Origin of the sequence: Rhodococcus sp. 27YEA15, assembly GCF_049739425.1 — a bacterium.
Taxonomy (GTDB): domain Bacteria; phylum Actinomycetota; class Actinomycetes; order Mycobacteriales; family Mycobacteriaceae; genus Rhodococcus_F.
In genome coordinates this window covers 1,773,073-1,787,542 of the sequence record NZ_JBMHHW010000001.1, presented here as the reverse complement: position 1 = coordinate 1,787,542, position 14,470 = coordinate 1,773,073, and the positions used below count along the sequence as shown (strand labels likewise).

Sequence of the window (14,470 nt, the reverse complement as noted above, 5' to 3'; positions counted from 1 at the left end):
TCACGACTCGTCGGCGAATGTACTGGCCGCGATCTCCGTGCCGTCACCGATACGCAGAATTTCATAGTCCCCGAACACGTTTGGCGCGAGTTCACGAAGTTGACGCAGGCATTCGATAGCGACTCGCCGGATCTCGACATCCGCATGCGGGGTTGCGCGCATGTCGACGAAGTGCCGCCAGGCCCGGTAGTTTCCGGTGACCACCACCCTGGTTTCGGTGGCGTTGGGCAGCACCGACCTGGCCGCCTGACGAGCCTGTTTGCCGCGGACCGGTGCTCCGGGAACTGATTGCAGTTTCCCTTCGAGTGCGGTCAGAAGTTCGGCGTAGGCACGCCGACTCTCGTCGGTGGCATCAAGGAACAGTTTTTCGAGTTCCGGATCGCCTTCCACCGCGGGTGGGACCACGACGTTGGCGTCGTTCTCCCGGACGAATCGCTGGGAGAGCTGCGAGTAGGAGAAGTGTCGGTGCCGGATGAGTTCGTGGGTACACGAGCGAGAAATGCCGGTGATGTAGAAACTGACCGTCGCGTGTTCGAGCACGGAATCGTGCCCGACCTCGAGCAGGTGCCTGATGTAACCGGCATTGGTGGCGGTCCGCGGATTCGGTTTGGACCAGCTCTGATAGCAGGCACGTCCGGAGAATTCGACCAGGGCCTGGCCGCCGTCCGCGTCGGTGTCCCAATCGACTCCCGAGGGCATGACGAACTCGGATTTGGCGATCAGCTGCACTCTCAGTGACACCGTGTTGGGCACTACCCACTCCTCGACGCAGCGACCGCAGCGCGCGTCGCTGCGTGGTGTGGTCACTGTATCCACCGATTCGAACCGAAGTCCGTGCTGACATCACTTAACTGGTTGACTGACGTCACAGATGGCGTCACTATGATGTCATGGATATTTCGCCGTACATCGCCAAACTGCAGCACGATCTCGTATCCGCTGCCGAACTCGGTGACGAAGAGACCCGTCGCGTCGCCGCGGCACTCTCCGTCGCGATCGAACCGTCGATTCGCCTCGTCCTGCTCACGGCCGCCACCGAGCTGGCCAAGGAAATCGGCGTCGCCACGCAAGATCGTGACGTCAAGATCGCCCTCGACGGCGACGTCGTCGAGGTGGACGTCCAGTCGTCGGCCGCCTCCGCCGGCTCGCGGGACGAAACCCAGGCCAACACCTACTCGTTCGAAGATGTCAGCGGCGACATCAGCCGGGTGACGCTTCGCATGATGGAGCAGATCAAGACAAAAGCGGAAGAGGCGGCAAATCAGAACGGCGTATCCCTCAATTCCTGGGTCTCACAAGCCGTCCAGGGAGCCCTGCGTGATCAGATGCGCAAGAACGGGATGGGATAACCCGACCCGCGCCGCCTGCGCGACGACGCTCGCCGAAAAGTCCTGACGGAAAACACCGTTCAGAACCGATTCTCTTCGACGCCTGTAGTCCGCCCCCGCTCGGTACCCGCACCGTCCGCCTGGCTCGAATCGAGGTCTTCGGCGGAACTTCTTGCCGATTTCGAACTTCGACGTTCACAGACCTGGCCGCAGAGTAACGTCGCCCACGTGTCGGCCTCGGTCTCGGATCTCAGCGCCCGGCCACCGGTGCGCATCCTCGTCTACAGCGACAACGTCCACACCCGCGAGCGCGTCAGGCTCGCCCTGGGCGAACGCCCGCACCCGCGAATGCCCATCATCCGATACGTCGAGGTGGCGACAGCTCCGATCGTGGTCCGCACTCTCGACGCCGGGGAAATCGACCTCGCAATCCTCGACGGAGAGGCCAGCCCGGTCGGCGGGATGGGCATGGCAAAGCAGCTCAAGGACGAGATCACCGACTGCCCTCCCGTCCTCGTGCTGACCGGCCGAGCAGACGACGCATGGCTCGCCAAGTGGTCACGCGCGGAAGCTGCTGTGGCACAACCCGTCGATCCGATCGAGCTCGCCGATGCCGTGATCGGACTCCTTCGAGCCCGACTCGACCACTAGCGGCACCGCCCAGGTGATTCCCTGCGGCACCGCCGAGGAGGGACCTTCGGTCCGGGCAACACCGCAACTCCGAAATCACTCCATCACCGCGAGGCAGCCCCTAGGATTAGTGTTGTAGATCACACATCGATCTAGTCGTCCGCACAGCGGAGGGAGTTCGGTTCCCGTGAATGCCTACTTGCCTGTTCTCGTTCTCGGCGCGGTCGCGGCAGCGTTCGCCGTGGTCTCGGTGATTCTGGCGTCGGTGATCGGCCCCAGACGATACAACCGGGCAAAACTCGAGGCGTACGAGTGCGGAATCGAACCGAGCGCCCAGGTTTCCGGTGGTGGACGCTTCCCGGTCAAGTTCTACCTCACGGCGATGTTGTTCATCATCTTCGACATAGAAATCGTCTTTCTCTACCCGTGGGCAGTGCATTTCGACTCCCTCGGACTGTTCGGCCTCGCCGCGATGGGACTGTTCGTCGTCAACGTCTCGGTCGCTTATGCATACGAGTGGAGACGGGGCGGTCTCGGTTGGGACTAGACGACACGCGAGTCGGACAAGACCGGATGTACGGGCACTGCTCAGACTGAGAAGAGTCGGATATGGGTCTCGAAGAAAAACTTCCGAGCGGATTTCTGCTGACCACCGTCGAAGGTCTGGCCGGCTACGTCCGCAAAGGGTCGCTGTGGCCCGCCACTTTCGGGCTTGCATGTTGCGCGATCGAAATGATGGCAACCACCTCCGGCCGATTCGACCTGGCCCGTTTCGGCATGGAGGCCTTCCGGGCGTCACCGCGGCAGGCTGATCTCCTGATCGTCGCCGGTCGGGTGAGCCAGAAGATGGGTCCGGTACTGCGTCAGGTGTACGACCAGATGGCCGAGCCGAAATGGGTTCTGGCCATGGGGGTCTGCGCATCCTCGGGCGGAATGTTCAACAACTATGCGGTGGTGCAAGGAGTGGATCACATCGTGCCGGTGGACATCTACCTTCCCGGGTGTCCGCCGCGGCCGGAGATGCTGCTCAACGCCATCATCGAACTGCATCGCAAAATTCAGGAAATGCCGCTCGGCGTCAATCGCGAACAAGCGCGGGCCGCCGCCGAACGCGCCGCACTGGCCGCCACCCCGACCATCGACATGAAGGGGTTGCTGCGATGACGACGGGCAACACCGACGCCAGAGGCATGTTCGGGGTTCGCGGCAGCGGCGACACGTCCGGCTACAGTCGACTGCAACAGCCGATCGCTCTGCTCGACAACGCATCTCGACCGTTCGGCAGCTACTTCGACGAGGTTGCGGATTCCTTGACCGCAGCGCTGAACGGTATCGGAGTCTCCTTCGACGACGCGATCGAGAAGGTGGTGATCTTTCGCGGGGAGTTGACGCTGCACGTCGAGCGGTCCTACCTCCTGCGGGTGGCCAGGCGATTGCGCGACGAGGCCGACCTGCGCTTCGAACTCTGCCTCGGGGTGTCTGGGGTGCACTATCCGCAGACCGTCGGCCGTGAACTGCACGGCGTGTACCCGCTCTCGTCGATCACCCACAATCGGCGGATCAGACTCGAAGTGTCCGTGCCGGATTCCGATCCCCACATCCCGTCCGTGGTGGGGATCTATCCCACGAACGACTGGCACGAACGCGAGACGTTCGACTTCTTCGGAATCGTCTTCGACGGCCATCCCGCACTGACGCGCATCCAGATGCCGGACGACTGGAAAGGGCACCCCCAGCGTAAGGACTACCCGCTCGGTGGAATACCCGTCGAGTACAAGGGTGCTCAGACGCCTCCCCCCGACGAGCGTAGGTCGTACAACTGATGGACACTTCGAGGCAGACCGACACCGTGGTCACCGCTGCGGGCCAGGACTGGGACGATGTCGTGGCGGCCGCCGCTTCGGGTTCCGGTGCCGAACGGATCGTGGTCAACATGGGCCCGCAGCATCCGTCCACGCACGGGGTGCTCAGACTCATTCTCGAGATCGAGGGTGAGACGGTGATGGAGGCACGCTGCGGAATCGGCTACCTGCACACCGGGATCGAGAAAAACCTCGAGTACCGGAACTGGACGCAGGGCGTCACGTTCGTCACTCGCATGGATTACCTCTCCCCTATCTTCAACGAGACCGCGTATTGCCTCGGAGTCGAGAAACTGCTCGGGATCACCGACGACATACCCGAACGCGCCACCGTCATCCGGGTGATGATGATGGAGCTCAATCGGATCTCCTCGCATCTGGTTGCCTTGGCCACCGGCGGGATGGAGCTCGGCGCGGTCACCGCGATGCTGTTCGGATTCCGGGAACGTGAACTGATTCTCGACGTGTTCGAGGCGGTGACCGGACTTCGGATGAATCACGCGTACATCCGGCCGGGCGGACTCGCTCAGGATCTTCCGGACGGCTCGGTGGCGAAGGTACGAGAACTGTTGAAGGTCTTGCCGAAGCGGTTGCGTGAGATGGAGTTGATGCTCAGCGACAACGCCATCTGGAAGGCGCGAACCCAGGGCATCGGATATCTCGATCTCACCGGCTGTATGGCGCTCGGAGTCACGGGTCCGGTACTGCGCGCTACCGGACTCCCCCACGATCTGCGCCGGGCGCAGCCCTACTGCGGGTACGAGAACTACGAGTTCGACGTCGCGGTTCACGACGGATCCGATTGTTACGGAAGGTATGTCATTCGGGTCGAGGAAATGAAGGAGTCACTCAAGATCGTCGAGCAGTGCCTGGGCAAGCTCCGTCCGGGTCCGGTCATGGTGGAAGACAAGAAGATCGCCTGGCCTGCCGATCTGTCCGTCGGGCAGGACGGGCTCGGTAATTCGCAGAAGCACATCGCCAAGATCATGGAGTCGTCCATGGAAGGTCTGATCCACCATTTCAAGCTGGTCACCGAAGGTATACGAGTACCACCAGGTCAGGTGTACGTCTCGGTCGAGTCGCCACGCGGCGAACTGGGGGTGCACATGGTCAGCGACGGCGGCACCCGACCGTACCGCGTCCATTTCCGCGATCCTTCGTTCACCAATCTGCAGGCGGTGGCGGCGATGTGCGAGGGCGCAATGGTCTCCGACGTGATCGCGTCGGTGGCCAGTATCGACCCTGTCATGGGCGGGGTGGACCGATGACCGGGCCGAACCCCGCGTCGCGGGTGTTCATCGAACTCGGGCCGAGACCGGAGGAGCCCACCGCGTTGGTGCGTCCGGGGGCGAAGGCCGGTTACGAGCCGGACGTGCTGGCTCGACTGCATGCCGACGCCGACATCGTCATCGCCCGCTATCGCGACACCGCGGACGGCCGGGGTGCTCTCACGAGCCGCTCGGCGCTGTTGCCGCTCCTTCATCTCGTCCAGTCCGAGGACGGGTACATCACCCCGGCCGGAATCGAATTCTGCAGCGCGAAACTCGGTTTGAGCGGCGCCGAGGTGGCAGCGGTGTCCACGTTCTACTCGATGTACCGACGGGGGCCGACAGGTGAGTATCTGGTCGGGGTCTGCACCAACACCCTGTGCGCGGTGATGGGCGGTGACGACATCCTCGCAGCTCTCGAACGCCATCTCGACGCCGAGAGCGAGCGCGGCGACGGCGAACACACGATGTCGACGACGGACGGCAAGATCACCCTCGAGCACGTCGAATGCAATGCGGCCTGCGACTACGCGCCGGTCGTGATGATCAACTGGGAGTTCTTCGACAACCAGACACCCGAGTCGGCCCGCGAGTTGGTGGACGCGCTGCGTGCCGGTCGGCGCGTGACACCCAGTCGCGGCGCGACGTTGGGCACCTTCCGTGAGACCGCCCGCACGCTCGCCGGTTTCGCGGATACCCGTGCCGACGCCGCCGAAGCGCAGACGACCGGCGCGGCAACCCTGGCTGGGCTGGATGCGGGCCGACCCTCGAGTGACGGGAGTTGACATGCCACTCGCTCCCGTCCTGAGTCGCTACTGGGACGAACCGAATTCGTGGACGCTCGAGACGTACCAGCGCCACGACGGGTACCAGGCGCTGCGCGCGGCACTGTCCGGGTCGCCCGACGCGGTGATCGAGACGGTCAAGGACGCCGGACTGCGCGGACGGGGCGGGGCGGGCTTCCCGACCGGCCTGAAGTGGAGTTTCATCCCACAAGGTGACGGAAAGCCGCACTACCTGGTGGTCAATGCGGACGAGTCCGAGCCAGGTACGTGCAAGGACATGCCGTTGATGATGGCGACTCCGCACGCGTTGGTGGAGGGGGTGATCATCGCCGCGTACGCGATACGCGCCGCCAAGGCGTTCGTCTACGTTCGCGGCGAGGTGGTCCCCGTCCTCCGACGCCTGCAGGCCGCCGTCGCGGAAGCCTACGCGGCCGGTTATCTGGGCCGGGACGTGCTGGGTTCGGGATTCGATCTGGACCTGGTGGTTCACGCGGGGGCAGGTGCATACATCTGCGGTGAGGAGACGGCACTCCTGGACTCGTTGGAGGGCCGTCGTGGTCAGCCTCGGTTGCGTCCGCCGTTCCCGGCGGTTGCGGGTTTGTACGCGTGCCCGACGGTGGTCAACAATGTCGAGTCGATCGCGAGTGTTCCGTCGATAATTCTCGGCGGTACCGAATGGTTCCGGTCCATGGGAACCGAGAAGTCACCGGGATTCACGCTGTACTCGCTGTCGGGTCATGTCACCACTCCCGGCCAGTACGAGGCCGAACTCGGCATCACACTGCGTGAGATTCTCGGATACGCCGGTGGCGTCCGCGCCGGGCACACTCTCAAGTTCTGGACGCCGGGCGGTTCCTCCACGCCGATCTTCACCGACGAACATCTGGACGTGCCCCTCGACTACGAGGGTGTGGGTGCCGCCGGTTCCATGCTCGGCACGAAGGCGTTACAGATTTTCGACGACACCACCTGCGTCGTGCGGGCTGTTCTGCGGTGGACGCAGTTCTACGCTCACGAATCCTGCGGCAAGTGCACGCCGTGCCGCGAGGGCACGTACTGGCTGGTGCAGATTCTGCGGCGTCTCGAGGGCGGCTCGGGTACCGAGGAAGATCTCGAGAAGCTACTCGACATCTCGGACACGATTGCGGGTAAGTCCTTCTGCGCTCTGGGTGACGGTGCCACCAGTCCGATCGTGTCGTCGCTGAAGTACTTTCGCGACGAATACGTGATGCATCTCGAGCAGCGCGGCTGCCCGTTCGATCCGCACCGGTCCGTTCTCGCGAGAGGAGCGTTCGTCTCATGACCGCTGACTCCGACGGCACGGACCGGGCCGAGACCACAAACCTGGTCGCGCTCACGATCGACAGGGCCGACGTCCAGGTCCCTCAGGGCACGTTGATCATTCGTGCTGCCGAGATGATCGGCACCCAGATCCCCCGGTTCTGTGATCATCCGCTGCTCGACCCGGTCGGTGCCTGCCGTCAGTGCATCGTGGAGGTAGAAGGGCAACGCAAGCCGGTGGCGTCGTGTACGACGCCGGTGGCCGAGGGCATGGTGGTCACCACCCAACGCACGTCGCCGGTTGCCGAAAAAGCGCAGCGAGGGGTCATGGAGTTGCTGCTCGTCAACCATCCGTTGGACTGCCCCGTCTGCGACAAGGGCGGCGAATGTCCCCTGCAGAACCAGGCGATGTCGACCGGCCGTACCGAGTCGAGGTTCGGCGAACAGAAACGGACGTATCCCAAGCCGATCCCCCTCTCGTCGGAGGTTCTCCTCGATCGTGAACGGTGCGTGCTGTGCGCCAGGTGCACCCGGTTCTCCAGTCAGATCGCGGGGGACCCGTTCATCGATCTCCTCGAACGCGGCGCGCTACAACAGGTGGGGATCTACCCGAACGAGCCGTTCGAGTCCTATTTCTCGGGCAACACCATTCAGATCTGCCCCGTCGGCGCACTGACCAGCACCGCCTACCGGTTCCGGGCGAGGCCGTTCGATCTGGTGTCCAGTCCCAGCGTGTGCGAGCACTGCGCGGGCGGATGCTCGCAGCGCACCGATCATCGACGCGGCAGGGTCCTTCGCCGTCTCGCCGGTGACGACCCCGCCGTCAACGAGGAATGGAACTGCGACAAGGGACGGTTCGCGTTCACCTATGCGACGCAGGGCGACCGCATCACCACTCCCCTGATTCGCGGCGCGGACGGCGAGCTGGTATCGGCGTCGTGGCCGATGGCTCTCGATCGGGTGGCCCGTGCGTTCGAGCAGGCGCGCGGCGACGTCGGGGTACTCGTCGGCGGACGTTCCACGGTGGAGGACGCGTACGCGTACGGCAAATTCGCTCGGATCGCCCTCGATACCAACAACATCGACTTCCGTTCCAGGGCAACCTCTCCCGAGGAGAGCGCTTTCCTCGCTGCGCATGTCGCCGGTCGCACGATCGAACAGTCGACGACGTATGCGGATCTCGAGTCGGCCCCCACCGTACTGCTGGTCGCGCTCGAACCCGAGGAGGAGTCGCCCGTCATTTTCCTGCGGCTACGCAAAGCCGCACGCGCCGGCACCACCGTGCTGGCCGCCGCACCGTTCACCACTCGCGGATTGCAGAAAACCGGCGGACGACTCCTGCAGATCGAGCCGGGGAATGAAGCGGCCCTGATGGATTCGTTGAGCGAGCACGGCAGTGCCGACGGCGATGCACTCCGACTTCCCGGCGCGGTGATTCTGGTGGGCGAGAGACTGAGCCGGATTCCCGGTGGATTCTCGGCGGCGCTGCGACTGGCCGCGTCGACGGGGGCTGCCCTGGCGTGGGTTCCGCGCCGCGCCGGTGAGCGCGGAGCCCTCGATGCCGGCGCACTTCCCGCTCTGCTTCCCGGCGGGCGTCCCGTCGCGGACCCCGACGCCCGCCAGGAGGTCGAATCGGTGTGGGGTGGCTCCATCCCGATCTCCGACGGGCTGGATACGGCAGCCATGCTGGGCGGCGGTGGGCCGTCGACCTTCCTCGTCGGCGGCGTCGAACTCGCGGACCTCCCGGATCCGGCGGCAGCGCGCGCGGCCCTGGAATCGGCGCGCTTCGTGGTGAGCCTCGAGATACGCCGCAGTGGGGTCACCGACCTTGCCGACGTCGTCTTCCCGGTGGCTCCCGTAGCCGAGAAACCGGGCACCTTTCTCGACTGGGAAGGTCGGGATCGACCCTTCGACACGGCGTTGCGAACGACGGGTGTGATGCCGGATCAGCGTGTCCTTCATGCGATCGCCGCCGAGATGAACCTCGATCTCGGACTGCCCGACGCGTCGGCTGCTCGGACCGAAATCCTCGAGCTCGGAGCGTGGACCGGTGTGCGGGCTCCCGCCCCGGACGCACCTGCCGGCCGGGCACCGACACCGGGGCGGGGAGAGGCACTGCTCGCGAGTTGGCGGATGCTGCTCGACAGCGGACGTATGCAGGACGGGGAACCCGATCTGGCGGGCACGGCGCGAACCCCGCTGGTCCGGTTGTCGGTCGAGACGGCCGCCGACATCGGTGCTGCGGACGGCGATCACGTGACGGTCTCGACCCCTTCCGGTTCGATCACGTTGCCGCTGGTGGTCGCCGATCTGCCGCCCTGTGTGGTCTGGCTTCCGTTGGCGTCGGCGGGTAGTGCGGTTCACGAGAGACTCGCCGTCACGGCGGGGTCCGTGGTGACGATCGCGAAGGCGCAGCGGCAATGACCGGCGTCGGATACGTCGCGGCACCGGCCGACCTGTCGGCGTTCGGGCACGATCCGTGGTGGCTGGTGATCGGCAAAGCGCTCGCGATCTTCGTGTTTCTCGTTCTCACCCCGCTCGTCGCCATCTATGCGGAACGAAAAGTCATGGCGCGCATGCAGATGCGCATCGGACCCAATCGCGTCGGACCGCGAGGAATCCTGCAGAGCCTCGCCGACGGGGTGAAACTCGCACTCAAGGAAGGCATCACACCGTCCGGCGTCGACAAACCGATCTACCTTCTGGCACCGGTCATCGCGGTCGTTCCGGCATTCATGGCTTTCGCCGTCATCCCGTTCGGCCCGCAGGTGTCGATCTTCGGCACACTCTCGCCGCTGCAGTTGACCGATCTGCCGGTCGGTGTTCTCTACATCCTGGCTGTCACCTCGATCGGCGTGTACGGCATAGTCCTGGCCGGTTGGTCGTCGGGATCGACGTATCCGTTGCTCGGCGCGCTCCGATCCACGGCGCAGGTCATTTCCTACGAGGTGGCGATGGGTCTGTCCTTTGCCGCGGTGTTCCTGTACGCGGGCACCATGTCCACGTCCGGGATCGTCAGCGCTCAGGAAGGGTCGTGGTACGTCTTCCTGCTGTTGCCGTCGTTCGTGATCTACGTCACCGCCATGGTAGGCGAAACCAACCGGGCGCCTTTCGATCTACCGGAGGCCGAGGGCGAACTGGTGGGCGGTTTCCACACCGAGTACTCCTCGCTGAAATTCGCGATGTTCATGCTCGCCGAATACGTGAACATGGTGACGGTCTCGGCATTGGCCACCACGCTGTTCCTGGGTGGCTGGCATGCGCCGTTCCCGCTCAATCTCTGGGACGGGGCGAACTCCGGGTGGTGGCCGGTCCTCTGGTTCGTCGCCAAGGTCTGGGTATTCCTGTTCGTCTTCATCTGGTTGCGCAGCACCCTGCCCCGCCTGCGCTACGACCAGTTCATGAACCTCGGCTGGAAGATCCTGATCCCGGCCGCGTTGGTCTGGGTGATGGTGATCGCCACCGTCCGTGCCTTCCGGAACGAGGGATACAACACCTGGCTCGTACTGCTGTGCGTCGCAATCGTTCTCGGTGGCGCTCTCGCAGCGGTACTGGCCGGAACCTTTCGAGACCGAAAGCGGTCCGCCGCCGATCCGTCTGCCTCGCTCGATGCCCAGCCGTTCGATGCCCAGCCGTTCGACGCCCAGCCGTTCGATGCCCAGCCGTTCGATGCGATGGCCGGCGGATTCCCGGTGCCGCCGTTACCCGGCCAACGCACCCAGAAGTTGCAGCGCCCAGAAGTTGCGGCAGTCGACATGGTTGCACGCAGCGTTTCCGACACATCGGAGGACTCCCATGCCTGAATTCCTCGGAACGATCGCCGGCTTCGGAGTGACGCTGTCGACGATGTTCAAGAAGCCGGAAACCGAGTCGTATCCGGAGGAGAAGCGCCCGACCGCGCCGGGATATCACGGACGCCACCAACTCAACCGGTACGCGGACGGACTCGAAAAATGCATCGGATGCGAGCTGTGCGCGTGGGCGTGCCCGGCCGACGCCATTTTCGTGGAGGGCGCGGACAACACCGACGCCGATCGCTTCTCGCCCGGTGAACGGTATGGGCGGGTTTATCAGATCAACTATCTGCGGTGCATCGGCTGCGGTCTCTGTGTGGAGGCTTGCCCGACCCGCGCGCTGACGATGACCAACGAGTACGAGATGGTCGACGACAACCGGGCCGGGCTCATCTACGAGAAGGACCGGTTGCTCGCCCCGCTGATGCCAGGGATGGACGCTCCCCCGCACGCACTCCGTCCGGGGACGACGCAGGACGACTACTATCGCGGCGACATCACCGCCGAAGCAGGGCCGAACGAGGATGTAGAGCGATGACCGCGCCGGCGGTGATCCTCGCGGACGGCGCCCTGATGTCCACGTCCACCGGTGAGGCGGTGCAGTTCTGGATTCTGGGGACTCTGGTGGTGATCAGCGCGCTGGGAGTCGTCGCCGCACCCAAAGCCGTGTACTCGGCGCTGTTCCTGGCCATGACGATGATCATCCTGGCTGTCTTCTACATCGTGCAGGGCGCACTCTTCCTCGGCGTCGTACAGATCGTCGTCTACACCGGCGCGGTGATGATGCTGTTCCTGTTCGTCCTGATGTTGGTCGGTGTGGATTCGTCGGACTCACTGAGCGAAACGCTTCGGGGACAACGCATCAGCGCGATCGTGGTCGGGGTCGGGTTCGGACTGCTCCTGATCGGCGGCCTCGGCAACGCCTCGATTTCGGGTTTCACCGGATTCACCGGGCTCGAGCAGGGCAACATCGACGCTCTCGCCAACCTGATCTTCGTGCGCTACGTGTGGGCATTCGAGTTGACCGGTGCACTGCTGATCACCGCGACGCTCGGCGCGATGCTGCTCGCGCACCGCGAGAAGATCGGACTGTCCTCGAGCCAACGCGAGCTGTCACAACGACGGTTCACCTATCTGGCCAGTGACGAGAACAATCCAGAACCCGGCTCGGCGACACCACTGCCCAGTCCGGGCGTGTACGCCCGCCACAATGCCGTGGACATGCCAGCGATGCTCCCGGACGGATCGTTCTCGCGACTGTCGGTGAGCAGCGTACTCACCCCTCGATCCACGGATTCGAATACCGGCGAGGAGGCACAGACGTGAACCCCGAGAACTACCTCTATCTGTCGGTTCTGCTCTTCACAATCGGCGCTGCCGGAGTTCTCCTGCGGCGCAACGCCATCGTCGTGTTCATGTGTGTCGAGTTGATGCTCAACGCCGCCAACCTCGCCTTCGTGACGTTCGCCCGTATGCACGGCAACCTCGACGGCCAGATCTTCGCCTTCTTCACGATGGTCGTCGCCGCCGCCGAAGTGGTCATCGGCCTGGCAATCATCATGCTCATCTTCCGATCCCGACGTTCGGTATCCGTCGACGACGCCGATCTGCTGAAGTACTGACATGTCAGGGGGAATCACGTCCGCCATCTGGTTGCTGCCCGCTCTACCGCTGTGCGGTGCCATCGTCCTTCTCCTGACCGGTCGACGCTCGAACCGGTGGGGCCACCTGCTGTCCTGCGTCATGGCGTTCGCATCCTTCGCGGTGGCTCTGACACTCTTCTTCGCCATGCTCGGCCGCGACACCGCCGATCGCAGCATCTCCGAGCACCTGTTCAGTTGGGTTCCCGTCGACAGTGTGCACGTCGAGTTCGGCTTGGCCCTGGACCAGCTGTCGATGTGTTTCGTGCTTCTCGTCACCGGCGTAGGGTCGCTGATCCACATCTACTCCGTCGGCTACATGGCCCATGACCACGAGCGCCGCAAGTTCTTCGCCTACCTCAATCTGTTCCTGGCCGCGATGCTCCTCCTGGTGCTCGCCGACAACTTCCTCGGCCTGTACGTCGGCTGGGAAGGCGTCGGGTTGGCGTCGTACCTTCTCATCGGATTCTGGCAACACAAGCCGTCGGCAGCCACCGCGGCGAAGAAGGCGTTTATCGTCAACCGGGTGGGCGACGTCGGTCTGATGATCGCGATGATGTTGATGTTCACCACGTTCGGGTCGTTGTCCTACGAGGACGTCTTCGGCGGCGCATCGCTGGTGGGCGAAGGCGTCCTCACCGCGATCGGCCTGATGCTGCTCCTGGCCGCATGCGCGAAATCGGCGCAGGTCCCGCTACAGTCATGGCTCGGCGACGCCATGGAGGGCCCGACACCGGTATCGGCGCTGATCCATGCGGCGACGATGGTCACTGCCGGCGTGTACCTGATCGTGCGCGCCAACCCGATCTTCGACCTCGCGCCACACGCGCAACTCGTCGTCGTCGTCGTCGGAGCCGTGACGCTGCTGTTCGGGGCGATCATCGGCTGCGCGAAGGACGACATCAAGAAAGCGCTCGCGGCATCGACGATGAGCCAGATCGGTTACATGGTCCTCGCCGCCGGTCTCGGCCCGGCCGGATACGCCTTCGCGATCATGCACCTGCTCACCCACGGCTTCTTCAAAGCCGGACTGTTTCTCGGTGCAGGTTCGGTGATGCACGGAACGAACGACGAGACCGACATGCGACGCTACGGCGGGCTTCGGGCATTCATGCCGGTGACCTTCGTGACGTTCGGCCTGGGATACCTTGCCATCATCGGTGTTCCGCCATTCGCCGGGTTCTTCTCCAAGGACAAGATCATCGAGGTCGCGATCGGTGAAGGTGGCGTCAAGGGGCTGATTCTCGGCGCCGTCACCCTGCTCGGTGCCGCGCTCACCGCGTTCTACATGACTCGCGTGATGCTGATGACGTTCTTCGGGAAGCCTCGGTGGGAGGGCCACCGGCCGCATGAATCTCCCGCCGTCATGACGTCGCCGATGATTGTGCTCGCAGTCGGATCGGTGGCGGGCGGCGCTCTGCTGACCATTGGATCCGGCTTGCAGAACTGGCTCGAACCTGTGGTCGGCTCGCATCACGTCGAGCCCCCGATTCCGGCTGCGGCGATCACGGCGCTGGCACTGCTCGCCGTTGCCGTCGGAGTCCTCGTCGCGTACCGCCGGTATGCCACCCGAGAAATCCCGGGGGTGGCACCGGCGTCGGTCTCACCGCTCACAGTCGCCGCGCGACGCGATCTCTACGGTGACACCGTCAACGAAGCCCTGCTCATGCGGCCCGGCCTGCAGGTGACCCGAGCCCTGGACGTGTTCGACACCAAGGGAATCGACGGCGCTGTCGGGGGCGTCGCGGTGGCGATCGCCGCGTTGTCGACACGGATCCGCAGGCTGCAGACCGGATTCGTTCGGTCGTACGCGCTCCTGATGTTCTTCGGCGTGACGCTGGTGGTGGCGATGATGTTGGCGGTGACACTGTGGTGAACGACG

General features: G+C 64.3%; 13 protein-coding genes and 2 pseudogenes. 14 read left to right on the top strand and 1 reads right to left on the bottom strand.

Annotated elements, in window-relative coordinates; all coding sequences use genetic code 11:
• Window positions 1–753 carry an FAD-dependent thymidylate synthase gene (thyX, locus tag ABH922_RS08185; protein WP_424806435.1) on the bottom strand — a complete coding sequence of 251 codons (753 nt, stop codon included), beginning with the start codon at window positions 751–753 and terminating at the stop codon, window positions 1–3.
• A 137-nt stretch (window positions 754–890) separates the two neighbouring features.
• Here thyX and ABH922_RS08180 point away from each other — a divergent pair, with 137 nt between their 5' ends.
• The 14 genes and pseudogenes from ABH922_RS08180 (at window position 891) to nuoL (ending at window position 14,464) form a co-directional block, all read left to right on the top strand.
• Window positions 891–1,349, top strand: coding sequence for a toxin-antitoxin system HicB family antitoxin (locus ABH922_RS08180; RefSeq protein WP_424806434.1), 459 nt, complete (start codon window positions 891–893; stop codon window positions 1,347–1,349).
• A gap of 207 nt (window positions 1,350–1,556) precedes the next feature.
• A complete protein-coding gene (locus ABH922_RS08175) occupies window positions 1,557–1,979 on the top strand; it encodes a hypothetical protein (RefSeq protein WP_424806433.1) in 423 nt (140 codons plus the stop codon).
• Between the two features lie 166 nt (window positions 1,980–2,145).
• Complete coding sequence (locus ABH922_RS08170) at window positions 2,146–2,505, top strand: NADH-quinone oxidoreductase subunit A (protein ID WP_424806432.1); 360 nt, start codon at window positions 2,146–2,148, stop codon at window positions 2,503–2,505.
• A gap of 62 nt (window positions 2,506–2,567) precedes the next feature.
• Window positions 2,568–3,122 carry a NuoB/complex I 20 kDa subunit family protein gene (locus tag ABH922_RS08165; RefSeq protein ID WP_424806431.1) on the top strand — a complete coding sequence of 185 codons (555 nt, stop codon included), beginning with the start codon at window positions 2,568–2,570 and terminating at the stop codon, window positions 3,120–3,122.
• A 14-nt stretch (window positions 3,123–3,136) separates the two neighbouring features.
• A pseudogene (locus tag ABH922_RS08160) lies at window positions 3,137–3,781 on the top strand (NADH-quinone oxidoreductase subunit C); the annotation flags it as partial.
• Complete coding sequence (gene nuoD, locus ABH922_RS08155; protein ID WP_424806430.1) at window positions 3,781–5,088, top strand: NADH dehydrogenase (quinone) subunit D; 1,308 nt, start codon at window positions 3,781–3,783, stop codon at window positions 5,086–5,088. The pseudogene ABH922_RS08160 and the gene nuoD, both read left to right, overlap by 1 nt.
• Window positions 5,085–5,873: an NADH-quinone oxidoreductase subunit NuoE gene (nuoE, locus tag ABH922_RS08150; RefSeq protein WP_424806429.1), complete on the top strand. Its 789-nt coding sequence runs from the start codon at window positions 5,085–5,087 to the stop codon at window positions 5,871–5,873. Before nuoD ends, nuoE begins: the two co-directional genes overlap by 4 nt.
• A 1-nt stretch (window position 5,874) precedes the next feature.
• On the top strand, window positions 5,875–7,176 hold the full coding sequence (nuoF, locus tag ABH922_RS08145) for an NADH-quinone oxidoreductase subunit NuoF (RefSeq protein ID WP_424806428.1): 1,302 nt from the start codon (window positions 5,875–5,877) through the stop codon (window positions 7,174–7,176).
• A complete protein-coding gene (locus ABH922_RS08140; RefSeq protein WP_424806427.1) occupies window positions 7,173–9,578 on the top strand; it encodes an NADH-quinone oxidoreductase subunit G in 2,406 nt (801 codons plus the stop codon). The genes nuoF and ABH922_RS08140 overlap by 4 nt, the downstream gene beginning before the upstream one ends.
• A complete protein-coding gene (gene nuoH, locus ABH922_RS08135; protein WP_424806426.1) occupies window positions 9,575–10,957 on the top strand; it encodes an NADH-quinone oxidoreductase subunit NuoH in 1,383 nt (460 codons plus the stop codon). Before ABH922_RS08140 ends, nuoH begins: the two co-directional genes overlap by 4 nt.
• Window positions 10,950–11,541: pseudogene (gene nuoI, locus ABH922_RS08130) on the top strand (NADH-quinone oxidoreductase subunit NuoI). The gene nuoH and the pseudogene nuoI overlap by 8 nt, the downstream one beginning before the upstream one ends.
• Complete coding sequence (locus ABH922_RS08125; protein WP_424806425.1) at window positions 11,483–12,274, top strand: NADH-quinone oxidoreductase subunit J; 792 nt, start codon at window positions 11,483–11,485, stop codon at window positions 12,272–12,274. Before nuoI ends, ABH922_RS08125 begins: the two are co-directional and overlap by 59 nt.
• Entirely contained in the window at window positions 12,271–12,570 is a 300-nt protein-coding gene (gene nuoK, locus ABH922_RS08120; RefSeq protein ID WP_424806424.1) for an NADH-quinone oxidoreductase subunit NuoK, read from the top strand. Before ABH922_RS08125 ends, nuoK begins: the two co-directional genes overlap by 4 nt.
• Before the next feature lies 1 nt (window position 12,571).
• Window positions 12,572–14,464: an NADH-quinone oxidoreductase subunit L gene (nuoL, locus tag ABH922_RS08115; RefSeq protein WP_424806423.1), complete on the top strand. Its 1,893-nt coding sequence runs from the start codon at window positions 12,572–12,574 to the stop codon at window positions 14,462–14,464.
• Window positions 14,465–14,470 lie beyond the last annotated feature (6 nt).